Here is a 23,373-nt window from a genome sequence, read left to right as displayed (position 1 = left end):
GCCGACGCATTGTCGCCACGCACGTCTGGCGGGAGTGAATCGGTTGCAGGATCTGGTCGGCCCAGCGCTCTTCACGCTCGGCCTCGTCGCCGTGGGCGGCTATCTGCTGGGCTCCATCCCCTTCGGCGTCCTCATCACCCGCGCTGCGGGGACCGGTGACGTGCGCAACATCGGATCAGGCAACATCGGAGCGACCAACGTCCTGCGCACCGGCCGCAAGGACCTGGCGCTGGCCACATTGCTGCTGGATGCCGGAAAGGGCGCCGTCGCCCTGCTTCTGGCCCGCCATTTCCTGCAGTCGGACGCCGCCGGAGCCATCGCGGGCGGTGCGGCCTTCCTGGGTCACCTGTTCCCCGTCTGGCTGGGCTTCAAGGGTGGCAAGGGCGTCGCTACCTTCTTCGGCCTGATGATCGCCGCCTGCTGGCCCCTGGGGCTGATGGCCGGGGCGACCTGGCTGATCGTGGCCTTCCTGCTGCGCTATTCGTCGCTGGCCGCGCTCGTGGCCGCCGCCGCCGCACCGCTCTACGCCCTGTTGCCCCTCCCCGCCCTCGGCCTGCCCGCTGCCCGGCCGATCTTCGTCCTGGCCATTGCGACCGCTGTCCTGATCTACATCCGCCACCACGAGAACATCGCCCGCCTGCTGAAGGGCGCGGAGCCGCGGATCGGGGCCGCGAAGAAGGCGTGAACCTGCCCGAGGCCGAGCGTTTCGCCCGCCTGCGCCTCGCCCGCGCCGACCGCGTCGGCCCCGTCTCCTTCCGCCAGCTGCTGGATCGCTTCGGCACTGCCGTCCGCGCGCTGGACGCCCTGCCCGACCTCGTCCGCAAGGGCGGCGGTCACGGCTACACCCTGCCCGACCCGACCCGCATCGAGGCCGAACTCGCCGCCGGCGACCGGGCCGGAGCCCGACTGCTGGTCCTCGGCGACCCCGACTTCCCCGCCATGCTGGCCGCGCTCGACCCGCCGCCGCCGCTGCTCTGGACCCGTGGAGACGTGGCCCTGCTCTCGAAGGAGGCCGTCGCCATTGTCGGGGCTCGCATCGCCTCCGCCGGTGGCCAGCGCATCGCGCGTGGCCTGGCGCAGCAGCTGGGCGAGGCGGGCTTCGTCATCGTCTCCGGCCTCGCGCGCGGCATCGACGCCGCCGCCCATTCAGGATCCCTGCCGACCGGCACCGTCGCGGTCCTCGGCGGTGGCGTCGATGATGTCTATCCGGCCGAGAACGCCACCCTCTATGACCAGATCGTCGAACAGGGCTGCGTCGTATCCGAAAGCCCCATGGGGGCCCATGCCCAGGCCCGCGACTTTCCCCGCCGCAACCGCATCATCTCCGGTCTGTCGCGCGGTGTGATCGTGGTGGAGGCCGAGCTGCGCTCCGGCTCGCTGATCACCGCACGGCTGGCGGGGGAACAGGGGCGCGACGTCTTTGCCGTCCCCGGCTCGCCGCTGGATCCGCGCTCCAGGGGCCCGAACGAACTGCTGCGCCAGGGGGCCATCCTGTGCGAGGGCATCGACGACGTGCGCCGCGCCTTCGAGACCCTGCGGACCCTGCGCGAGCCCCCGGCCGACAACCCGTTCCCCGACGACTTGGAAGACCTCGATCCCGCCTTCCTCGATCGCGTCGCCGCCCTGCTCTCGCCGACGCCCACACCGCGCGACGAGATCGCCCGCGCCCTGGGTGCCCCCATCGGCAGCGTCGCCGCCGCCTTGCTGGAGCTCAGCCTCGCAGGCCGTGCCACCCTGCTGCCCGGCGGGTCCGCCTCGACCTGAGCCCGGGTCAGCCCCGCCGAATTCAGTCGCGAGGCGCGACCCATTGTGACGGGAATATCGCGGTGCGGAACAGCCTGATTGACTTAAGGCCCGCGCCCAACCACGTTCTGCCCCCCTCCTCCCAGACTGAGCCGCAATGAATCTCGTCATCGTCGAGAGCCCCGCCAAGGCCAAGACCATCAACAAATACCTCGGCCCGGGCTTCGAGGTCCTCGCCTCCTACGGCCACATCCGCGACCTTCCGTCGAAGGACGGCTCGGTCAAACCGGACGAAGATTTCGCCATGGAGTGGGAGGTCGACGCCCGCGCCTCGACCCGCATGTCGGAGATTGCCGCAGCCGCAAAACGCGCCGATCGCGTCATCCTGGCCACCGACCCCGACCGCGAGGGCGAGGCCATCAGCTGGCACGTTCTGGAGGTTCTGAACAAGAAGAAGGCGCTGAAGGACACGGCCGTCGAGCGGGTCACCTTCAACGCCATCACAAAGTCGGCCGTGCTGGAGGCCATGGCCAATCCGCGCCAGATCGACATGGAACTGGTCGAGGCCTACCTCGCCCGCCGCGCCCTCGACTATCTGGTCGGCTTCACCCTGTCGCCCGTGCTGTGGCGGAAACTTCCGGGTGCCCGGTCGGCGGGTCGGGTACAGTCGGTGGCGCTCCGCATCGTGGTGGACCGCGAGCTGGAGATCGAGCGCTTCCGGCCCCAGGAATACTGGTCGATTGAGGCCGATCTGGTCGCCGACAGCCCGCCCTTCACCACCCGTCTGGTCAAGCACGCCGGAAAGCGGATCCAGCGCCTGGACATCAAGGACGAGGCGACCGCCCACGCCGCAAGGGCGGCCATCGAGTGCGGCGATTTCACGATCCGATCGATCGAGAAGAAGCCCGTCCGACGGTTCCCCTCGCCGCCCTTCACCACCTCCACCCTGCAACAGGAAGCGTCGCGCAAGCTGGGCTTCGACGCCCAGCGCACCATGCGGGCGGCCCAGAAACTGTACGAGGGCGTCGACGAGAGCGGCGGTCTGATCACCTATATGCGGACCGACGGCGTCCAGACGACACCCGAGGGCATCGCCCAGGCCCGCGACGTGATCGGCGAGACCTTCGGGCCCACCTTCGTCCCGGCCGAAGCCCGCTATTACAAGACGAAAGCCAAGAATGCCCAGGAAGCGCACGAGGCGATCCGCCCGACCAACATCGCCCGCCGGCCCGACTCCCTGCGCCTCGAATCCGACCTCCAGCGCCTGTATGAGCTGATCTGGAAGCGGATGGTCGCCTCCCAGATGGAGGCCGCGCGCCTCGACCGCACCACGGTCGACGTCGAGACACCGGACGGCCTGACCGGCCTGCGCGCTACAGGCCAGGTCGTCACCTTCGACGGCTTCCTCGCGGTCTATGAGGAAGGCCGCGACGAGAAGCAGAAGGGCGCCGAGTCCGAAGAGGACGACGACACCGCTCGCCTGCCCGCCCTCAAGGAAGGTGCGAAGGCCAGGGTCGAGGCGATCCGCACCGACCAGCACTTCACAGAGCCGCCGCCCCGCTACTCTGAGGCCACCCTGGTCAAGAAACTGGAAGAACTCGGCATCGGCCGTCCCTCGACCTATGCCTCCATCCTCACCACCCTGCGTGACCGTGGCTACGTCCGCATGGACAAGAACCGCTTCATTCCCGAGGACAATGGCCGCCTGGTCACCGCCTTCCTTGAACAGTTCTTCGGCCGCTGGGTCGAATACGACTTCACCGCCGCGCTGGAGAACCAGCTGGACGAGGTCTCCGCCGGGGACATGGACTGGAAGGCGCTGCTGCGCGAATTCTGGTCCAGGTTGAAGCCCGCCACCGCCGCCGTGCTGGAACGCCAGGGCGTCATCGACGAACTCGACACCGCCATCGGCCCCTTCCTGTTCCCGGAGAAATCAGATGGTTCAGACGCGCGGCTGTGCCCGCTGTGCAAGACCGGCCATCTGCATCTGAAGGCCAGCTTCAAGATGAAGTCCTCCTTCATCGGCTGCTCCAACTATCCCGAATGCCGCTACACGCGCGGCTTCGGCGCGGGCGAGAATGCGGGCGACGAGGTCGGCGGCGACCGCGATCTGGGCATCGACGAAGCGACCGGCCTGGCCGTGTCGCTCAAGATCGGCCGCTTCGGCCCCTATGTCGAAACCGCCAATCCCGGCGAGGACAAGCCGAAACGCTCCTCCCTGCCCAAGGGCTGGTCACCGGCGACCCTGACCCTGGAACAGGCCGTGCGCCTGCTGGCCCTGCCCCGCGCCGTCGGCGATCACCCGGAGGACGGCAAGCCGATCACGGCCGGTCTGGGCCGTTACGGACCCTTCATCCTGCATGATGGAACCTATGCCAATGTCGCGGATATCGATGAGGTTTTTGACATTGGACTGAACCGCGCCGTGGTCCTGCTGGCCGAGAAGCGGGCCGGTGGGTTCAAGGGTCGTGGTGCCGCCGTGGCCCCGCTGAAGGATCTGGGCGCCCACCCGGAAACGGGTGACCCGGTCCACGTCATGTCCGGCCGGTTCGGGCCCTATGTGAAGTCGGGCAAGATCAACGCGACCCTGCCCAAGGGCACTGCGCCCGAGGACATGACCATGGAGATCGCCGTGCCGCTTCTGGCCGCCCGCGCCCTGGTCGCGCCCAAGGGCAAGAAGGCTCCGGCGAAGAAGGCCGCGCCAAAGGCGGCCGCGGCGAGGAAACCGGCCGCGACGAAAAAGCCCGCGGCCCGGAAGCCACCGGCGAAGAAGACGACCACGAAGGCCTGATCCCGCTCCCGGAGGGAGAGGGATCAGGGAATTCATGTTGTTTCGCTGTTCCGTTCAGTCAGAGCAGAAGCGGCGTGTCTTGCGTGGTCAGACCGGCCTGGTCAGGACGTCGTGGGTCAAAAAATCCATGGTTCAGGGCTTCGCCCAGGTTCCGCGATCAGACGCGGATGTCGAAGGTATGCCGGCTGGGCCGGCGGATGAGTGTGTCGGCGGTCAGAGCACGGGGGGCATCGACGGGTCGATCCGTCGCCGTGCTTTGGTGCGCGGCGACCCTTCCGGTCATCTGTGAGAGTTGAACCGCCCAGGCGTAAGCCATCTGGCTCGATGGTGCTCCGACCCTCATCGTCTCTCTCCATCGTTGGGGACCAGGTCGTAGGGCGCCGGATCAACATCCAGGAGTTCGCAGAGCCGCAGGATCACGGCCCGCTCCTCGGCATCGAAGCCACCGTCCGCTTCAGCGACCGAACAGGCGGTTTCGATCAACAGGCGCGACGGACCGGGCTGGCCCCGCAGGCGCGACACGGCGACCTCCGCCGTCGCCTCGCCGTCATCGACATCGCGGTCAAACCTGTGGTTCAGCGCTTCGAACAGGACCAGGACGTCGTCGATGCCGAAAAAGGCGATGGTCGGGGAGCTCCGCATGCGATCGATCATGCGGTTGCGCTCGTCCGACGTGACCCAGCCGTCCGCTTGGGCCACCATGGCGCAGCCGGCCACGACCGCATCCATCTGAATCACGTCGCCGGGGGTCCAGACCTCGTCTGGGTCGATCCGAGGGTATCGACGTAGCGATCTGTTTGATCCGGGCATTCAGGCCTCCTGTCGTGTCGCCGGTGCGTCGGCGATGCGTGTTGATGTTGGGGAGCGATCGGGGTCGGCGGCCGGGGAAAGCCACCGACCCCTCGCTCGCTAGTGCGACGCGGACGACATCTGGCGGTCACCGAAGACGGCAAGCCGGTCCTTGATGGCCAGCTTCTTCTTCTTGATGCCCGCGATGGTGCGGTCGTCCGGGCGCGGTCGCGCCCTCTCGTCGTTTAACGCCATCTCAAGCAGGGCATGAAGTCCCCGCAAACGGCGCGCCAACACGATAGACATGGAGCCTCTCCTTCTCTGAAGGGGAGCGCTCGAAGCCGAAGCCGTCGGTTCGATGGGGGAAAACAACCGGACCCCGTCATCGAGCGCACCCGATGCGATCCGACATCACGATCACAATGATCGTCAGAGGGGCCCGGGCCGCTCAATCACGCTGCGCTACACGCGATGGGAATGCCAATAAGAAATCATGATGGCTGCCATGAGATGGCATTATGGAGTCAGTGCGATGGACCGAAGACTGACTTGTGATGGCATGTTTATAGCCCCATCACGATTATATCCTGACGACAGCGCGCAGAGACTGACAAGAGCGTCAGAAAAACTGACCCGATTCAGTCCAACTGACATCAGGTCTTGACGTAAAGGCGATCTACAGTCATTACCGCGACCTCCACGGGTCCGGGCCCCTCTGGCAGCCGAGGCGTCGGCTGCGATGTCGGATCCCCGAATGGATGGCGCAACGCGGCGCTTTTTGCAGATTTCAGGGGTGCGGGATGTTTGAATCCCTTCCGTTTTTCGATGCGACCTATGTCGGTCAGCCGGTCTGGCTCTGGATCGCCTTCCTGACCTTCATCGGTTTTCTGCTGTGGATCGACCTCGGGGTCGTGAACAACAAGGACGGGGTCGTCTCCGCCAAAAAGTCTGCGGCCATGTGGGCGTCGTTCGGTTCGATCGCTATCGCCTTTGGGGCCTATGTCTACTTCGTGTATGAGCCCGATCCGGTCTACTACATGAGCCCGGATAATCTCAATCAGCAAGCCCTTCTGCAGTATTTTACGGGCTATCTGCTGGAAACGGCGCTGGCGTTCGACAACATCTTCGTCATCGGGATGATCTTCACCTTCTTCGCGGTACCACGCCAGTATCAGCACCGTGTGCTGTTCTGGGGTATCATGGGTGCGATCGTGTTCCGTGCGATCTTCATCTCTCTCGGCGCGGCCATCGTGAATGAGTTCACATGGGTGCTGTTCATCTTCGCCGCCTTCCTGATCTTTACGGGATGGAAGATGATCTTCGGCGGCGATCACGAGATGGACCTGAATCAGAACCCCGTCCTGAAGTTCCTCAGGAAGCGGATGCGGATCACCGACACCATCGACAACCATAATTTCTTCGTCAAAAGGCCCGATCCCAAGGGCACGGGTCGGCTCGTCCTGTTCGCGACCCCGCTGTTCCTGGCCCTGGTCATGGTCGAGGTGGTGGACGTCATCTTCGCGGTCGATTCCGTGCCGGCGATCTTCGCGGTCACGAAAGACCCCTTCATCGTCTACACGTCCAACATCTTCGCGATCCTGGGCCTGCGGTCGATGTATTTCATGCTCGCCGAAGCCGTCGCCCGCTTCAAATATCTGAAGTACGGACTGTCGATGGTTCTGGTGCTGATCGGGGTCAAGATCATCTGGAACTTCGGCCTCTACAAGGCATGGAAGGACATGACCGGCAAAGAACTGGTGCCGTATCTCGAGCCGCAGTGGTCCCTGATCGCGACCCTCGCCTTGATCGGCGGCTCGATGCTCTATTCCTGGATCAAGACGCGCGACACCAGAGATCAACCGGACCGTCCGGCCCATTGAGGTTCCCTGTCGTGGCCGGGATCGTCCCGGCCATGACAGTCCCCGCGTCAAGACGCCGATGGGCCGCGCTCCAGGGCACGAAGAACCTCCTGTGACAGCAGCTCGGCCGGGCCACCCATGGAGCGGGTGGACACCAGGGCGATCTCGCTATCGCTGAGCGGCGGCAGGGGCTCTCGCAGAACAGTCAGGTCCCGCGTTGCCATGGCGGCCGGCAGGACTCCGACCCCGAGGCCGGCTCTCAGCGCCGCCATCTGGCCCGCGAGACTGGGCGAGGTGAAGGAGGCGCGAAACGCCAGGCCGGCCCCCTCCAGCGCCCCCAGCGCCCGCTTGCGATAGATGTCCGGCGCGGGGGCGATGATCAGCGGCAAGGGCGAGGCTTCCAGGATCGAGGGGTCCAACGCCACCCAGACCAACGGCTCGCTCCAGACCCGTACGCCGAGTTCGGGCCCGACCGGCTCCCGCTTGATCAGGGCGAGATCGAGCAGGCCGCGCGACATCTGGTCGAGCAGATTCGCCGTGTAGTCGCACGTCACCGCCAGCTTGATGCGCGGATGGCTACGCGCGAAGGCACCCAGAATGCCCGGCAGATGCATGGTCGCGACGTCCTCCGGGGCCCCGAACCGCACCTCCCCCTCGAGATCGCCGTCGCCCAGGGTGGCGACGATCTCGTCATTCACCCGCAACAGATGGCGCGCCTGCGGCAGCAGCCCGGCTCCCTCGGTGGTCAGGGCGAGATCCTTGCCGCCTCTGGCCAGAAGCGGGGAGCGCAACTGATCCTCCAGTCGCCGGATCTGCAGACTGATCGCGGGCTGGGTGCGTCCCAGCAGGGCCGCTGCTCGGGTGAAGCTCCCGGTCTCCACCACGGTCACGAAGGCGCGCAGGAGGTCCAGGTCGAGATTGACCAGTCGTGAAGGCACGGCATGAGCCTTGGTTATGGGTCCTATAAGTCGAATAAACTGGCATGCTGAACGCGTCGAGGCCAGAGGAAGCGACCTTTGGAACCCGCCGCCCACATGCCCGACCTCACCGCCAGTCTTGCCCTTCTGACCTCGCCCGCGATTCTGTTCTTCTTCGTGGGCGCTCTTGCCGCGTTCGCACGATCGGACCTGGCAATCCCGGAACCCATCGCCAAGGCCCTCTCGCTGTATCTGATGCTTTGTATCGGGTTCAAAGGCGGGGTCGAAGCGCGCGCGGCGGGACTCGACGGCGACTTCCTGAGCGCCGCCGCCCTCGGCGTTGGACTGAGCGCCCTGATGCCCGTGGCGGCGCTGGAGGTGCTGCGCCGCCTGCCCCGGCTTGACCGCGCCACCGCCTGCGCCCTCGCCGCCACCTACGGTTCTGTCTCTGTGGTGACCTTCGCGGCGGGCCAGGATCACCTCACTGCGGTCGGTCTTCAGCCTGGCGGCTATATGGCAGCCGTCCTCGCGCTCATGGAGACGCCTGCGATCCTCACGGCCCTGATCCTTTTGAACGGAGCCGGGCGCGGAGAGCCGGGTCGTCGCCGGGCGGTGCTGCGCGAGGTCTTCGTCGGTGCCGCGACTGTCATGCTGCTTGGCAGTTTCGCCGTCGGCCTCGTCTCGGGCGCGCCGGGGCTCGTCCGCCTCGAGTTGTTCGTCGGCCCGTTGTTCCAGGGCGCGCTCTGCTTCTTCCTCCTCGACATCGGTCTGATCGCGGCGCGCCGCCTGATGGAGGGAGGACGAAAGCTCAACGCCGGAATCGTCGCCTTCGCCCTCCTCTTCCCGGTCGCATCGGCGGCCGTCGCCTTGGGTCTGGCCTGGATCATCGGTCTGGGCGCGGGAGACGCCGCTCTGTTGACCATCCTGGCGGGCTCGGCCTCCTATATCGCCGTACCGGCAGCCATGCGGCTCGCCGCACCGGAAGCGGACGCCGGCGTGTTCGTCACCGCCTCGCTGGCGATCACCTTCCCGTTCAATCTCACTGTGGGCATAGCCCTCTATACGGCCGCCGCGCTCTGGCTCTGGTAGTCCTCGAGGCGGTCCAGGTCTGGAAGCGTCCGGCGATGGGACGCCAACCTCAAAAGTTGACGGTCAAACCGACAAAGGGCGCATGACCAACGCGGTCCTCGGCCCCGTCGCGGATGTCCTGCTGGCGAAGATAGCCCAGGCTCACGTCATATCGGCCGTAGCTCCGTTCGAAGCCGACAAAGGTTCTCAAGCCGGTCAGACCCGTTTGCCCGCCAGGCTCGGTGTTGCGGAGCGTCACAAAGACCTCTGCGTCCCCGGTCAGCGCCCATCCGTCCTCGCTGTCTGTCAGAGGTATCGTTGTCCCGACACGCTGTCGCAGCCTCACGCCCGTCTGAGGGTCGACGTCGATGAAGCGCTGCTCAAGCCTCGTGCGAAACTCCAGCGGCCCCCAATCGTAGCCCACCTGTTGCAGCAGCCGTACCTCCCGCACGTCGGGACCGTTCCAGCGCTGCTCGACACCCACGCTCCATTCGCGGCCCGCGCCATCCTCCCGGTTCAGCCACAGGCGCGCGAAATAGGTGTCGTCGCGCGGGTCCTGGCGCAGTCGCTGGGCCGTCTCCAGTTCGACGGAGGTCCGATCGTCGATCGGCTTGACGAAGGCCGGGTTGAACCAAAACTCGCCGTCCTCGTCCTGGGCGACGGCGGGAGCCGCCGCGACCAGAAGACCGCCGACGGCAAGAAGGGTGACCTTGAACGCATGCATCGTGATGTCCTGAAGAACGGAACGGCGGAAGTTGGAGAGAGCGCCGTCGCTGGGAAGGGGTGGAGCCGGAGGGGTTTTCCCTCCGGCCCCGGACCTTGGAAGCGGGAGCTGACGCCCGCGCTGATGACCCAAGGATTGAGAGCGTACCCGGAGCGGCGGCGTGGGCACCCACCTCATCGTTGAGGATGGAGACATGCGTCACGCCGGCGCCAACCCGGAGCCTGAAGCCGCCGTCCATGGCCCGGTGATATCCGGCCATAACCGTCGCGGGCAGGATGATCGCGTCGTCAGTTCGGCGCGTAGGGGAGCGAGGAGTGGTGCAGGACGATGCGAAGGGCACCGTTCGCGTCGCGCACCCAGCCCCAGGTCTTGTTGACGGTGGTGACCTCGCCAGCGTCATTGGTCAGCATGACGTTGCCAGTCGAGATGGCCGTGGTGCCATTAATGACGACGACAGCGTTGTCGATCTCATAGGAGCGCCAGCCTTTGAGCGCGAACCCGGTGTCGCCAGGGAAGCGGCTGTTGCCGCCGACGAAATAGGCCAGAGCGCTTTCACGGGTGGCGCGGAAGGTCGTGTCGCCATAGGCAAGCGTGGGCTTGAAGGCCACCGGACCCAGATTGTAGCCATAGGCGGTATCGAGGACCTGACCCGCGAGACGGGTCGCGGCGACCTGACCGTTCGCCTTGTACTCGGTGGCGATTGCGACCAGGGCGTCACCCCACGCGCGCTGGGCGGCCTCGACCTCGGCCACGGTGATCGGCGCGGCGGCCGGGGCGGTGGTGATGGTGGCCACCGCATACGAGTCCGTCCGGGAGGCCACAGACGAAGCGGTCGGTTGGGCAAGGGCGGAGCCGGCCACCAGAAGCGCGGTCAGGGCGGTGAGGGTGAAGGTCTTGCGCATCGGAACGTCCTTTGAGGGAGCCGCGGGTCGCGGCGACTGACGGAAGATGTCGACAGCCATGCTTGCGCACATCAGCCGGTCGGCAGGCCAGATGACCTATGCCGTTCGGCATATGACGGCTCCCCGGATCTCGGCTAGAATCCCGGGCTACCGCTGGAGATTTTCGCGCTTGTTCAACGATGCCACCTCGCTCGGCCTGGACCTCCGGTCGCTGTTTCGCGACTCCGAGGCCCGCGCGGCCCGTCTCAAGCTATTGATCGAGGTCAGCCGGGATCTTGCCACCGCCGACGTCGGCAATCTCGACGACGCCGTCGCTCGCGCCGCCCGGAGAGCGGCGTTGTTCGCAGGGTATGCGGTCGGTAGCGTTCAGGAAAAGTCCGGGCCTTCAGAGAACGACGCCTTCGTGGTCCCCCTGACCACATTGGCCGAACGTGGCCGTCCAGACGTAAGCCTCGTGTTCACCACGCCGATGAACCCGAACGCGGTCACCACCCAGGAGGACGGCGACACCTTGCGGCTGATGGTCGAGATGATCGAGGCGCGACTGACCGTGGACCTGCAGCGACGCAAGGAAGCTGAATTGCTTGTGCGCCTCGAACGGCGCGAAAAGGAACTGGAACAGGTCCTGGCGCGCGTGGTCAACACCCAGGAGAGCGAGAGGGCTGCAATCTCTGCAGACCTGCACGACGGCGTCGCCCAACAGATCGCAGCACTTCACCGCCGGCTGGAACTCGTCCATCTGGACCTGGCTCCGATCGACAGCCGCGTCGCCAGGGACGTTGAGACACTGATCGGCGTCTCCCGCAAGGCGGTGACCGACCTCAGAGGGGTCATCGCCGGTCTGCGTCCGCCCAGTCTGGACGACCTCGGTGTCGCGGCGGCGCTACGGGAAGAGGCGCGTCGACTCCAGGGTGCCGGCCACAGGGTCGAGGTTTCCGAGCGAATAGGCGGGCGACTGCCACCCTGGCTCGAGACCCTCCTTTTTCGCGTAGGCCAGGAAGCCTTCAACAACATCGCCAAACATGCTCCGGGTGCGACCGTGGCGCTCAATCTCACCACCTTGCCCGACCAGAGTGCCATCGTGCTCACCGTCGAGAACGTCGGCGGTTTTGCATCGGACGCCAGAGGCGAAGGCGAGACACCGCGTTTCGGGCTCGAGATGATGAGAGAGCGATTGCTCTCCGTCGCCGGGACCCTCGAAGCGGGTCCAACCCCAAACGGCTTTCGCATCAGCGCGCGCGTTCCCCTGGCGGGCGTCTGAGATGCGTATTCTGATCGCCGACGACCACGAACTGACCCGCGCGGGACTTCGCGCCGTCATCGATCGCGAGCCGGACCTTGAGCTCATCGATGAAGCGGATACGGGCGAAGCCGCTGTGGAGCGATGCGCCGAAGGCGACGTGGATGTCGCGATCCTCGACATCCGGTTCGGCCCCGGGATGACCGGTCTGGAAGCCGCGCGGCTGATCCTGGAACGCGCAGACACGCGCGTGCTCCTGCTGACCTTGCACGACACGGCCGAATATGTCCGCAGCGCCCTCACGGCCGGTGTGACCGGATATGTTCTGAAGGACGCCGGGCGCGAGGAGCTGCTCCACGCCATCAGGGCCGTGGGTGAGGGTCGAACGGCCCTGCCCGGCGACCTTCTGCGCCTGGCCGTGTCGCCTGCTACCGGGCCCAGCGACAGTGACCTGGCGCGTTTGACCCCCCGGGAACGAGAGGTCCTCGCCCTCATCAAGGAGGGACTGACCAACAAGGCGATCGCGCGCGAGCTCTGCATCAGACCGGGAACCGTCAAGGTTCACGTCGAAAAGGTCATCGCCAAGCTTGGCGTCAGCGACCGGACCCAGGCTGCGGTCTTCGCGGCGCGAATTCTGCCGTGACGGCCGCCTCGATCTGGACGAGAGGCGGTCGGGCCTGGGCCGATCTGGGGCTCGGGCTGAAAGGCTTTATCGTCGTCGCCCTGCCCCTGGCGATCCTCCTGGCCGGCATCGGTGCCCTGCATCTGTCGGCCCGCGCCGAGGCGGAGGCCGAGGCGCGGGTGCGTCTGACCTTCGCCATCCAGCGCGACATTCACGAAGTGCATGCCCTTCTGGCCGAGGCGGCGAGCGGCGTGCGCGGCTATCGCCTGACCGGCCGCCAGGCTTTCCTGGAACCCTACATCAAGGCAGAGGCCCTTCTGCCCACCACTCTGGATCGTTTGCGCGGAACCGCGCGGGATCCTGAAATCCGCCGCCGTCTGGCACGGGTCGATGACCTGGTGGTGCTCAAGCGCGACGGGCTTGCCCAGCTCGCCTCCATGCCCGGCGCGGGGACCGCGATCGGGATGGAGACGCAGGCCGTGACCCGCGCTCTGATCGCCAACAAGGCGGTGCTTGACGCGCTACGGGCCGAAATCGAGGCCATGCAGCGTCGTGAGGTCGAACTCCTTGCGGAACGCCAGGCGCGAGCGGACGCGGAGCGCAGGCGGACCTGGACCCTGACGGCAGTCCTCGCAGGGATCGGTTTGTTGGGGGGATTGGCCGCGGCCCAACTGCTATTCACGGGGATCGTCCGTCGCGTGAGGAGTCTGGAGCGCGACGCCGAGCGGCTGGAACGCGGCGTCCCATTAAGTTTGGTCGATGAGGCCCAGGACGAGATCGGTCGGCTGGCCCGCAGACTGGTCCAAGCCGGCAACCTGCTGCGGTCGCGCGAGGCTGCGCTTCGCGAGGGCGAGGAGCGGTATCGCCGCGTGATCGAAGGCGTTCGCGATTATGGAATCTTCGCTCTGGACGTCGACGGTCAGGTCGTCAGCTGGAACACTGGAGCCGAGCGCATCAAGGGTTGGACGGCTGAGGAGATCCTCGGTCGCCACTTCTCGAACTTCTATCCCCCGGAGGCGCGCGAGGAGACACCCGTCCGGTTGCTGGAGATCGCCAGCAAGGACGGCCGGGTCGAGGACGAAGGCTGGCGGGTGCGCCGCGACGGCGGGCGATTCTGGGCCAATGTCGTCATCACCGCCCTGCGCGATGAGGATGGAACCTTGACCGGTTTCTCCAAGGTCACGCGCGACATCACCGAGCGGCGCCGCGCTGAGGAAGCCCTGGGCCACGCCCGGGCAGAGGCAGAACGCGCCAGCCGCGCCAAGAGCGAGTTCCTGTCGCGAATGAGCCATGAGCTGCGCACGCCTCTGACCGCTATCCTTGGTTTCAACCAGTTGCTGGGCATGGACGGCGAGACCATGACGGACGACCAACGCCACGCCGTGGATCAGATCGCCAATGCCGGCGGGCACCTTCTTGCCATGATCGAGGAGGTACTGGACATCGCCCGGATCGAGGCCGGGGGACATGCCCTGACGCTCGAGGCGGTCACCCTGGGCCCTGTCCTGGACGACGTCCGTAACCTTATCGGCCCCCAGGCCCAGGCCGCGGGCGTGGACATCCGCATTGAGGGCAAAACAGGTGGTGTCGCCCGAATTGATCGCCGGGCAACCGTACAGATTCTTCTCAACCTGCTTTCCAACGCTGTGAAGTACGGACCTGCGGGAGGAACCGTGACGGTCGGCGTCGTCGATGAAAGCGACCGCCTTCGCGTCGAAGTGGTTGATGAGGGCCCGGGCGTTCCGGACGCTTTCATCACCCGGCTGTTCACGCCGTTCGATCGACTGGACGCCGAGCGCTGGAGCGGTGCCGAAGGGTCGGGCCTGGGACTCGCCCTCTCGCGCGGACTGGCCCAGGCCCAGGGGGGCGACGTGGTCTATCGTCCTCGCGGAGATCGGTCCGGCGCAGTATTCACACTGGACCTGATCAACGCCTCATCCCTGACCGGAGACGCCGAATGAGGATTGTGCCTGATGATGCCGCGCTGAAGTCGAGGCGGATCCTGGCCGTCGATGACGAGGCGGCAAATCTGAGTCTGGTCGACCGGGCGTTTCGAAGAGAGGGGTTCACCAACATCGCGACCTTCCTCGACGCCAGGGACGCCCTGGCCGATTTCGCGAAAACGCCGCCGGATCTTGTCTTGCTGGATCTGATGATGCCGGGCTTCGACGGTTATGAGCTTCTCGAGAGTTTTCGTCGCCTGACTGCGGAGACCGACTATCTGCCCATCCTCGTGCTGACGGCGGATTCGACGATGAACGCGAGGCTGCGGGCGCTGTCGCTGGGTGCGAACGACGTTCTGCTGAAGCCCTATGATGTGGCGGAACTGCTCATGCGGAGCTGGGTGCTTCTGGACACCCGGCGCAGGTTCAGAAGGCTGACTTGATCCCGCCCCGCAATGTGGACACCCGGATAGCATTCTGTTGCTATTCCAAGCTGAACCCGGATGGACACCATGTTGAACTTCGTCGTCAGGCCGTTGTCCGCTCTACTCCTTATCGGTCTCGGCGGCTGCCTCTCTGTCAACGTCCCTGAGGATAACTTCTTCTACCCCGACACGCGAGTTCGGGCTGCGGGCATGACCCTGCCGAACGCCCCGCCGCCGCCGGGTTCCGAGAGACTGACCTGGTCGTATGCGGGCGGCTCCATCGGGGCGACCCGCGTGCGGATGACGGCTGCGCCGCGCCCGCTGATCCTGTTCTGCGGTGGCAATCTGTTTCGGCGGTCCAGCGGCGGGGCCGTCGCTGCGCGCGAGCTGAGCCCGTTCGGCGATGTGCTGATGTTCGACTATCCCGGTTATGGCGAGACCGTTGGCACGGCCGACTTCGCCGGCTTCGAGGCGGTCGGCCGGGCCGTGGCGCGCGAAGCAAGGACCATAGCCGATACCGAAGGCCGCCCGCTGATCGCCTGGGGCCATTCGCTGGGCGGCATCGTCTGCGCCGCCATCGCCAATGAGGTAAATGCCGAAGCCCTGGTGCTGGAGACCACCACGCCCACGGCCCGCGCCGCGATCGACGAAATGGTCGGACTGGCTCGCCCTCTGGTCCGTGTTCGCATGGCCCCGGCCCTGACGGCCGTCGACGTGCCTGGTTCGCTGGACGGCTATCAGGGACGAATCCTTGTGCTGGAGGCCGGCAAGGACACGACCCTGCCGCCCGCCCTCAGCCGCCGACTGGCACGGGACCTGGGCGCGCGCGGCCATGAGGTCCAGACCCTGGTCTTCCCGGAGGCCGGTCACTCCGACATCGGCCAGCAGCCGGACTATGAATCGCGCGTCGCCGCCGCCCTGGCCGGCGACTGAGATTCAGCGCCGGAACACGCCCACCAGCTCGACATGGCTGGACCACAGGAACTGATCGACGGGCGTCACCTTTTCCAGCCGGAACCCGGCATCGATCAGCACCCGCGCGTCACGGGCGAAGGTCTGGGGGTTGCACGACACCCCCACCACGACCGCCGCCTTCGTTCCGGCGATCTGGGCCGTCTGCTCGATCGCCCCCGCGCGCGGAGGGTCAAAAACGATGGCCTCGCAGGCCTTCAGGTCGAACGGCGTCAGCGGTCGCCGAAACAGGTCGCGCGCGTGGGCCTCGATGGGCTTCATGCCCTTCGCCGAGCCGATCCCGACCTTCAGCGCCGCTATGCCGCCCGCCGAGGAGTCCGCCGCGATCACACGTGCCACCGTCGCCAGAGGAAAGGTGAAGGTGCCCGCCCCGCAGAACAGGTCGGCGACGACCTTCGCACCCTTCACCGCCGCCACGGCCCGCGACGTCATCGCCGCCTCCGCCTCCGGCACGGCCTGCAGGAAGCCGCCGGCCGGCAGGGGCACGGTCGCAGGCCCGAAGACCACCCTCGGCTGTCGCGCCATGACCAGGGTCTCACCCGCCAGGCTCAGCCGGGCAAGGTCACCCTCACCCGCCGCCCGGATGGCCTGCAGCTGCCGGTCGGCCGACAGTCCGCCCGATCGTCGCTCGACCCCCGTCACATCGACATCCAGCCCGTCCAGCGTCCAGGTCACATGCAGGGTCGGGGCCGACTTCGGACGCTCCAGTAAGGCCGCCGCCACCCGGGCCAGTACCGGAAACGCGTCCACCAGCCGGGGATCGGCCACCGGACAGGCCGTCACCTCGACCAGCCGCCAGGACTTGCGCGCCTTGAACCCCAGCACGACCCGTCCATCCTCCAGCCGACGGGCATGCAGGGCCAGCCGTCGCCTTGTGCCCGCCGGCACCGCCACCGTCGCCTCGACCTCGGTCTCGATCCGCTCGCGCGCCAGGGCCGCAATGACCTGATCCCGCTTCCAGTCCAGATAGGGCCCGCTGGCCCAGTGCTGCAGGGAACATCCGCCGCAATCGCCATAGTGCGGCGAGACCGGCGGGACCCGATCGGGACTGGCCTCGACCACCTCCGCCCCGTCCATCCGCCCGTCACGGACCTCGCCCCGCACCGTCTCGCCCGGCAGGGTCAGGGGCGCGAAGACCGGACCGCCCGGCGTCTCGGCCGCGCCGTCCCCCTGCCCGGCCACGCGGGCGATCTTCAACGTCGTGCTCATCGCTGGCTTCTAGACGGCCGGACGCGCATCGCGAAACCTGAACGAGGATGAATGACCCGCTCAAAACGCGTTCAGGTTCGAACGCCTAGAACCGGAGCATCAGATCGGAGCCGCACCCCGCGTCTCCCAACACAGGGGATCTTCCCGTTGTCCGTTTCGATAAAGAGTTCAGTCGCCGCCGTCGCCGCCGTTCTCGGTGCCGTCAGCGTGATGCCCGCCGCCGCCTCGGCCCAGTCCTATGGCTACGGCAATGGCTACCAGAACCAGGGCTACAGCCAGCCCTATGGCAACACCGGCTACCGCGATCGCTGCCAGACCCTGAGCCAGGGTCGGACGGGCGCGGGGGCTCTGATCGGCGCCGGCGTCGGTGCCGTGGCCGGCTCGCAGATCGCGGCCCGTGGCAATCGCACCGAGGGCTCGATCATCGGCGGCGTGCTGGGAGCCATCATCGGATCCCAGGTCGGCCGCGCCTCGAACAGCACCTGCCAGTCGAGCCCCTATCAGGGGTCCGCCTACGCCCCGCCCGCGACCTACTACGATGAGCGGGACCGCTACGACGACCGCGCCCAATCCTACGGCCGTTACGACGACCGCCGCAATGACGCGCGTCGCCACGACAGCCGTCGGGAGGATCGTCGCTATGACAACGGCTACCAGGTCAGCGCCGACGGCTACTACATCTACGATCCCCGCCGCGGCTGGGTGCCCCGGTAAGGGTCACGGAGATCGCGGCGTCGGTCAGTTTTCAGCCCCCCTGTCGACCGACGACGTGACGGGAGCCGCCGGTGGAGTCATCCATCGGCGGTTTTCATCGACCTGAAGGGTGTCGCTGTCACCAACCAGCGCCGTCTCGCGGCTTGATCGACGGTTGTCGCTACGACTTTTTCGCCCAGATCAGGAACTCGACATTGCCATCGCCGCCGGTGATCGGGCTGTCAGTGGTTGCCTGAACGACCCAGCCGACGCTGGCCAGCCAGGCCGACACGCCCTCGACCGCCGCGCGGTGGGCCTCCGGGTCCTTGACGATCCCCTTCTTGCCCACGGCGGACGGCCCGGCCCCCTCGAACTGGGGCTTGACCAGGGCGATCAGATCGGCCCCGGCCTCCGCGAGTTCCAGCGCCACGGGTAGCACCTTGGCCAGGCCGATGAAGCTGGCGTCGCAGACGATCAGGGCGGGTGCATCAGGGATCAGGGTCCGATCCAGCGACCGGGCGTCGGTCCGCTCCAGGCTGACGAGGCGAGGATCGGCCTCGATCCGCTCGTGCAACTGCCCGAACCCCACATCGACGGCAAACACCCTGGCCGCACCGCGCTTCAGGCAGACTTCGGTGAACCCGCCGGTCGAGGCCCCGACGTCCAGCACCACGCGTCCCTCGACCGCGACCGGCCAGAGGGTCAGCGCATGGTCCAGCTTCAACGCCCCGCGCCCGACCCAGTCATGAGCCTGTATCACCGACACGACGGCGTCGTCACCGAAGGCGCGGGACGCATTGGTCACCACAATGCCGTCCACCGTCACGCCCCCGGCCTCGATCGCCGCCTTGGCCCGGGCGCGGCTGTCGATCAGTCCTTTGGAAACCAGCAGTTGATCGAGTCGCATCAGCGGTCATCCAGTGTCAGAAGCGGCGACAGATAGTCCAGGAATACGCGCCCCTTGCGCGGCAACGCCCGATGACTCCATAGCGCCGACAGGTCGATCGACGGACCGGACCATTCGGGCGCGACCCGAACCAGTCGTCCGCTAGCCAGATCGGCGCGGACGGCAAAGGACGGCAGTAGTGCCACGCCCACCCCGGCCACCGCCAGGCCATGCACGACGGCTCCCGCACCGGCCGTCAAAGGTCCCGACGCCTCGAACACCACCGGATCGCCCGGGCCATCCAGCCGCCACCGCATCCCCAGCGTCGATCCCGAATAGACGATGCAACGGCCCCTCAGCTGGTCCTCAATCGAGGCCCGCGCGTCCAGACCCTCTGCCACCCCCGGCGAGGCGACCAGCCATGGCTGATAGGCTCCAAGCCGCCGCCCGGTCATGCCGCTGTCGGCCAGCGAGCCAAGGCGCAGGATCAGGTCTACCCCCTCGGCCACTGCATCGACACGTGCATCGGTGGCCGCCAGATCCAGGCGCACGCGCGGGAAGGCTCTCAGGAAGCCGCCGACGTGCGGCGCCACCTCGTCTGTTGCAAAGGCGACCGAGGTCGAGACCCTCAGCCGCCCGACGGGTTCCCGGTCCGCTCCCGCTGCCGCCTCCATAAGGGCCGCATCTTCGTCGAGCATCCGAAGTGCCTGCTCATAGACCCGCTGTCCCGCCTCGGTGACCGACAGCCGACGTGTGGTGCGAAGCAGAAGCCGTGCGCCGAGATCGACTTCCAGCGCCGCGATCGCCCGGCTGGTGGCGGACTGCGAAAGGCCCGCGTCGCGTCCGGCACGCGAGAAGCTGCCGGTCTCTACCGTGCGAATGAACAGGCGAAGGGCGGAAAGGCGATCCATTGCGCCTGTTTTCATGCGTAAAACGCATAAGTCAAAGTCAATTCCTGTGACTACTGCGCGGAAGGCGGCGGGCGCACGTTCGCCTTCGACGACGCATCCCGCGTCCGCCAATCACCGGAGACCAAAATGACCCAGTTCCCGATCCACACCCTGGACACCGCCCCCGAGGGCTCGCGTCCCTATATCGCCGCTGCCAAGGCCGCCTTTGGCCTCGTGCCCAATCTCGTCGGCGAGTTCGCCGAAAGCCCGGCCGTTATCGAGGGCTATCTGTCTCTCGCTGCAGCCTATCAGAAGTCTGACCTGACCCCGCTGGAGCGTGAAGTCGTCCTGATCGCCGCCGCGGTCGAGAACGCCTGTCATTATTGCGTCGCCGCCCACACCACGGTCACCCAGGGCCAGCGTCTGGATCAGACCGTGATCGCGGCCGTACGCAATGGCGGACCGATCGCTGATGCCAGGCTGGAAGCCCTGCGCGATTTCGCGACGCGTGTGGTGCGTGAGCGCGGCTGGGTGTCGGACGCCGACGTCAACCGTCTGATCGGTGCCGGCTATACCGCCGCCAATGTGCTGGAAGTGGTTCTGGGCGTCGGGCTGAAGACCATTTCGAACTACGTCAACCACATCGCCGAAACCCCGGTCGATGCGGCCTTCCAGGCCAACGCCTTTACGCCCCGCAAGGCGGCCTGATCTTCATCCGTAACCCCCGGGCGGTGTCGGGCGAAGGCTCGCTCGACGCCGCTACAGGAGATAGAACCATGCGAATCCTGACTGTCCTGTTTGCCCTCGGCATCCTGGCCACCGTGGTCCTGATCGTCCCAACGACGGGCCGCCGCATGCTGATCAAGGCCCAATCGATCAGCCCGACCATGCCCGCAATGCGCGGCTAGAGGCTTTCCAGCCGCGCCAGAGCGGCTTCCAGCCGTGCCTTGCCGGCTTCTGCCTCCGCCAGCTTGGCCCGCTGTTCGTCGATTACGGCCGGAGCCGCCCGTTCGACGAAGTTCGGATTGCCGAGCTTCTTCATCACATGACCGATGTCGCTGTCGAAGGCCGCGACCTCTTTGGTCAGGCGCGCGCGTTCGGCGCCAAGGTCGATGATCCCGGCCAGCGACAGCGCAGCAGCCGTCGCACTGGACACGAAGGTCACCGCTCCGGCCGGGGCTGCGTCAGCCGTCGTAGCCTCCGACACCCGGGCCAGCGTGAGGATCAGATCGCGGTGCCGCATCGCCCGCTCCGCCGTCACCGCGTCCGGCGCGACGAAGGTCAGCGGGGGCTTGGCCCCCGGCGGCACGTTCATCTCGGCCCTCAGAGCCCGGACATCGGTGACCAGATCGACCAGCCAGCCGATCTCGGCCTCGGCCCCCGGATCGATGAAGGCGTCAGGCAACGCGGGCCATTCGGCCCCGATCAGCATGGGCTCGTCGCGCGCCGCGCCCTCCTGGCCCAGCTCGGCCCACAGTTCCTCGGTGATGAAGGGCATGACGGGGTGCAGCAGTTTCAGCGTCTGGTCCAGCGTCCAGGCGGTCATGGCGCGGGTCTCGGCCCTGGCGGCCTCGTCAGAGCCCTGGAAGACGGGCTTGGCCAGCTCCAGATACCAGTCACAGAAGACGTTCCACACGAACCGGTAAAGGGCCGAGGCCGCGTCGTCGAAGCGACCGCCCTCGATGGCCTCGGAAACCTGCCGTTCGGTTTTCGTCAGCTCGCCCCGGACCCAGCGGTTGATGGTCTGGTCGAGCGTGGCGGGATCGAAACCCTCGACGCGGCGGGCCTCGTTCATCTGACTGAAGCGGGCCGCGTTCCACAGTTTGGTGCCGAAATTGCGATAGCCCTCAATGCGCTGGCGGCTCAGCTTGATGTCGCGCGTGCCCGACAGGATGGCCATGGTGAAGCGCAGGGGATCGGCCCCAAGCTCGTCGATGATCACCAGAGGATCGATCACGTTCCCCTTGGACTTGCTCATCTTCTGGCCCTTCTCGTCGCGGACGAGGCCGTTGATGATGACGCGCCTGAAGGGCACCGCGTCCATGAAGTGCAGCCCCATCATCATCATCCGGGCGACCCAGAAGAAGATGATATCGGCGGCGGTGACGAGGTCGCTGGTCGGATAGAACCGCTTCAGGTCGTCGGTGTTCTCGGGCCAGCCCATGGTCGAGAAAGGCCACAAGGCCGAAGAGAACCAGGTGTCGAGGACGTCCTCGTCCTGGGTCAGGGCCTTGCCGCCCGCCTGGGCAACGGCTTCCGCCTCCGTCTCGGCAACGTAGATGTTTCCGTCGGCGTCATACCAGGCCGGGATGCGGTGCCCCCACCACAGCTGGCGGCTGATGCACCAGGGCTCGATGTTGCGCAGCCATTCGAAATAGATCTTCTCGTAGGACTTCGGCTCGAACACCGTGTCGCCCTGCTCCACCGCCTTCAGCGCCGGCTGGGCCATGGTGTGGGCGTCGACGTACCACTGGTCCGTCAGCCAGGGCTCGATGACGACGCCGGAGCGGTCGCCGTGCGGCACAACGTGGCGGGTCTTCTCGATCTCGCGCAGCCAGCCTTCGGCCTCGGCGCGCGCGACGATGGCCTTGCGCGCGGCAAAGCGGTCAAGCCCCCGCAGATCTGGCGGAATGGAGTCGACCAGGTAGGACTCGGCCGAGTCGTGATGTTCTTCAGCCACCTTGCCGGGGTCAGGCGCAGGAACATCACCCCAGTCCAGAATGCGAGCGAAGGCGTTCATGATGTTGATGGCCGGCAAGCCCGCCCGCTTGCCCACCTGGAAGTCGTTGAAGTCATGCGCCGGCGTAATCTTCACGGCCCCCGACCCCTTGGTCGGATCGGCATATTCGTCGGCAACGATCGGGATGGCCCGGCAAGTCAGCGGCAGGATGACCTGTGCACCCACGATCGAGGCATATCGCGCGTCGTCCGGATGGACCGCCACGCCCGTGTCGCCCAGCATCGTCTCCGGCCGGGTCGTCGCCACAACGATGAAGTCGCGTGTCTCCCATGCCGTCGCATTGCCCTCGTCATCGAAGGCGATCGGATGCTCGTAGGTGACGCCGTCGGCCAGGGGATAGTCGAAATGCCAGTAGGTGCCCTCGACCTCGCGCTGCTCGACCTCCAGATCGCTGATCGCCGTCTGGAACTGCGGGTCCCAGTTCACCAGCCGCTTGTCGCGATAGATCAGCCCCTGCTGATGCAGCTGGACGAAGACCTTGCGCACCGCCGCGTTCAGCCCTTCGTCCAGGGTGAACCGCTCGCGGCTCCAGTCGCAGGACGCGCCCAGACGGCGCAGCTGCTGGACGATCGTGCCGCCGCTCTCGGCCTTCCAGTCCCAGACCTTCTGCACAAAGGCCTCGCGGCCCATGTCGCGGCGGCCGACGTTGCCCGCCGCGGCCAGCTGGCGCTCGACCACCATCTGGGTGGCGATGCCCGCGTGGTCCGTGCCCGGCAGCCACAGCACCGACTTGCCGCGCATCCGGTGATAGCGGGCCAGGATGTCCTGCAGCGTATTGTTCAGCGCATGGCCGATGTGCAGCGAGCCGGTCACGTTCGGCGGCGGGATGACGATCGAATAGGCCTCGGCGGCGCCGTCGGTGCGTGGGGCGAAGGCACCGGAAGCCTCCCAGCGGGCATACAGGCGCGGCTCGGCGGCCGTGGGGTCGAAGGTTTTCTCGAGCATGGTCCGTCGTTTCGA

22 protein-coding genes are annotated in these 23,373 nt (G+C 66.7%); 13 read left to right on the top strand and 9 right to left on the bottom strand.

Translation table 11 applies throughout. The annotated features are described in order from the left end of the window. Window positions 1-43: 43 nt before the first annotated feature. The 3 genes from plsY to topA all read left to right on the top strand — a co-directional run bounded on the left by plsY (window position 44) and on the right by topA (window position 4,534). Window positions 44-685, top strand: a complete 642-nt coding sequence (gene plsY / locus HZ989_RS09300) for a glycerol-3-phosphate 1-O-acyltransferase PlsY (protein WP_209320569.1) — start codon at window positions 44-46, stop codon at window positions 683-685. Continuing rightward, a complete protein-coding gene (dprA, locus tag HZ989_RS09295; RefSeq protein ID WP_209320568.1) occupies window positions 682-1,764 on the top strand; it encodes a DNA-processing protein DprA in 1,083 nt (360 codons plus the stop codon). The genes plsY and dprA overlap by 4 nt, the downstream gene beginning before the upstream one ends. A 136-nt stretch (window positions 1,765-1,900) precedes the next feature. Then, a complete protein-coding gene (topA, locus tag HZ989_RS09290) occupies window positions 1,901-4,534 on the top strand; it encodes a type I DNA topoisomerase (protein ID WP_209320567.1) in 2,634 nt (877 codons plus the stop codon). Between the two features lie 339 nt (window positions 4,535-4,873). On the opposite strand, the gene HZ989_RS09285 is transcribed toward topA, so the two are convergent. Then, window positions 4,874-5,263 (bottom strand): tellurite resistance TerB family protein, encoded by a 390-nt coding sequence (locus HZ989_RS09285; RefSeq protein ID WP_245162521.1) that lies wholly within the window; start codon window positions 5,261-5,263, stop codon window positions 4,874-4,876. Between the two features lie 180 nt (window positions 5,264-5,443). Beyond that, the gene (locus HZ989_RS09280; protein ID WP_209320565.1) at window positions 5,444-5,629 is read right to left on the bottom strand and encodes a YdcH family protein; all 186 of its coding nucleotides are present in this window, start codon (window positions 5,627-5,629) and stop codon (window positions 5,444-5,446) included. Between the two features lie 494 nt (window positions 5,630-6,123). Here HZ989_RS09280 and HZ989_RS09275 point away from each other — a divergent pair, with 494 nt between their 5' ends. Beyond that, entirely contained in the window at window positions 6,124-7,203 is a 1,080-nt protein-coding gene (locus HZ989_RS09275) for a TerC family protein (RefSeq protein ID WP_209320564.1), read from the top strand. Between the two features lie 47 nt (window positions 7,204-7,250). Here the strand turns inward: HZ989_RS09275 and HZ989_RS09270 are convergent, their stop codons facing one another. Further along, complete coding sequence (locus HZ989_RS09270; RefSeq protein ID WP_209320563.1) at window positions 7,251-8,120, bottom strand: LysR substrate-binding domain-containing protein; 870 nt, start codon at window positions 8,118-8,120, stop codon at window positions 7,251-7,253. A 96-nt stretch (window positions 8,121-8,216) separates the two neighbouring features. Here HZ989_RS09270 and HZ989_RS09265 point away from each other — a divergent pair, with 96 nt between their 5' ends. Beyond that, window positions 8,217-9,188 (top strand): sodium-dependent bicarbonate transport family permease, encoded by a 972-nt coding sequence (locus HZ989_RS09265; RefSeq protein WP_209320562.1) that lies wholly within the window; start codon window positions 8,217-8,219, stop codon window positions 9,186-9,188. A 49-nt stretch (window positions 9,189-9,237) separates the two neighbouring features. On the opposite strand, the gene HZ989_RS09260 is transcribed toward HZ989_RS09265, so the two are convergent. Continuing rightward, entirely contained in the window at window positions 9,238-9,891 is a 654-nt protein-coding gene (locus HZ989_RS09260) for a DUF2490 domain-containing protein (protein WP_209320561.1), read from the bottom strand. Window positions 9,892-10,178: 287 nt separating this feature from the next. Next, window positions 10,179-10,793 carry a phosphoribosyl-AMP cyclohydrolase gene (locus tag HZ989_RS09255; RefSeq protein ID WP_209320560.1) on the bottom strand — a complete coding sequence of 205 codons (615 nt, stop codon included), beginning with the start codon at window positions 10,791-10,793 and terminating at the stop codon, window positions 10,179-10,181. Window positions 10,794-10,851: 58 nt separating this feature from the next. Here HZ989_RS09255 and HZ989_RS09250 point away from each other — a divergent pair, with 58 nt between their 5' ends. From HZ989_RS09250 to HZ989_RS09230, 5 genes are all read left to right on the top strand, one after another. Next, a complete protein-coding gene (locus tag HZ989_RS09250) occupies window positions 10,852-12,054 on the top strand; it encodes a sensor histidine kinase (RefSeq protein WP_209320559.1) in 1,203 nt (400 codons plus the stop codon). A 1-nt stretch (window position 12,055) separates the two neighbouring features. After that, complete coding sequence (locus HZ989_RS09245; RefSeq protein WP_209320558.1) at window positions 12,056-12,676, top strand: response regulator transcription factor; 621 nt, start codon at window positions 12,056-12,058, stop codon at window positions 12,674-12,676. Further along, window positions 12,673-14,616, top strand: a complete 1,944-nt coding sequence (locus HZ989_RS09240; RefSeq protein ID WP_209320557.1) for a PAS domain S-box protein — start codon at window positions 12,673-12,675, stop codon at window positions 14,614-14,616. The genes HZ989_RS09245 and HZ989_RS09240 overlap by 4 nt, the downstream gene beginning before the upstream one ends. Beyond that, window positions 14,613-15,041, top strand: coding sequence for a response regulator (locus HZ989_RS09235; protein WP_209320556.1), 429 nt, complete (start codon window positions 14,613-14,615; stop codon window positions 15,039-15,041). The genes HZ989_RS09240 and HZ989_RS09235 overlap by 4 nt, the downstream gene beginning before the upstream one ends. Window positions 15,042-15,233: 192 nt before the next feature. Continuing rightward, a complete protein-coding gene (locus HZ989_RS09230) occupies window positions 15,234-15,956 on the top strand; it encodes an alpha/beta hydrolase (protein ID WP_245162330.1) in 723 nt (240 codons plus the stop codon). 3 nt (window positions 15,957-15,959) lie between these two features. Here HZ989_RS09230 and HZ989_RS09225 read toward each other — a convergent pair whose 3' ends face one another. Next, window positions 15,960-17,204, bottom strand: coding sequence for a class I SAM-dependent RNA methyltransferase (locus HZ989_RS09225; RefSeq protein ID WP_209320554.1), 1,245 nt, complete (start codon window positions 17,202-17,204; stop codon window positions 15,960-15,962). Between the two features lie 147 nt (window positions 17,205-17,351). On the opposite strand from HZ989_RS09225, the gene HZ989_RS09220 reads away from it, so the two are divergent. Further along, window positions 17,352-17,918, top strand: a complete 567-nt coding sequence (locus HZ989_RS09220; RefSeq protein ID WP_245162329.1) for a glycine zipper 2TM domain-containing protein — start codon at window positions 17,352-17,354, stop codon at window positions 17,916-17,918. A gap of 160 nt (window positions 17,919-18,078) precedes the next feature. Here HZ989_RS09220 and HZ989_RS09215 read toward each other — a convergent pair whose 3' ends face one another. Continuing rightward, window positions 18,079-18,804, bottom strand: coding sequence for a TlyA family RNA methyltransferase (locus HZ989_RS09215; protein ID WP_209320553.1), 726 nt, complete (start codon window positions 18,802-18,804; stop codon window positions 18,079-18,081). Next, complete coding sequence (locus tag HZ989_RS09210) at window positions 18,804-19,694, bottom strand: LysR family transcriptional regulator (protein WP_209320552.1); 891 nt, start codon at window positions 19,692-19,694, stop codon at window positions 18,804-18,806. The genes HZ989_RS09215 and HZ989_RS09210 overlap by 1 nt, the downstream gene beginning before the upstream one ends. A 126-nt stretch (window positions 19,695-19,820) precedes the next feature. On the opposite strand from HZ989_RS09210, the gene HZ989_RS09205 reads away from it, so the two are divergent. Together HZ989_RS09205 and HZ989_RS15255 are read left to right on the top strand one after the other, a co-directional pair. Further along, complete coding sequence (locus HZ989_RS09205) at window positions 19,821-20,381, top strand: carboxymuconolactone decarboxylase family protein (protein WP_209320551.1); 561 nt, start codon at window positions 19,821-19,823, stop codon at window positions 20,379-20,381. A gap of 68 nt (window positions 20,382-20,449) precedes the next feature. After that, a complete protein-coding gene (locus HZ989_RS15255) occupies window positions 20,450-20,581 on the top strand; it encodes a hypothetical protein (RefSeq protein ID WP_256435869.1) in 132 nt (43 codons plus the stop codon). Here HZ989_RS15255 and HZ989_RS09200 read toward each other — a convergent pair. After that, complete coding sequence (locus HZ989_RS09200) at window positions 20,578-23,358, bottom strand: valine--tRNA ligase (RefSeq protein WP_209320550.1); 2,781 nt, start codon at window positions 23,356-23,358, stop codon at window positions 20,578-20,580. The genes HZ989_RS15255 and HZ989_RS09200 overlap by 4 nt on opposite strands. Window positions 23,359-23,373 lie beyond the last annotated feature (15 nt).

Origin of the sequence: Brevundimonas sp. AJA228-03 (assembly GCF_017795885.1) — a bacterium.
Taxonomy (GTDB): Bacteria; Pseudomonadota; Alphaproteobacteria; order Caulobacterales; family Caulobacteraceae; genus Brevundimonas.
Note: the sequence above shows the minus strand (reverse complement) of the source record. Positions and strands in the feature narration are given on the sequence as shown.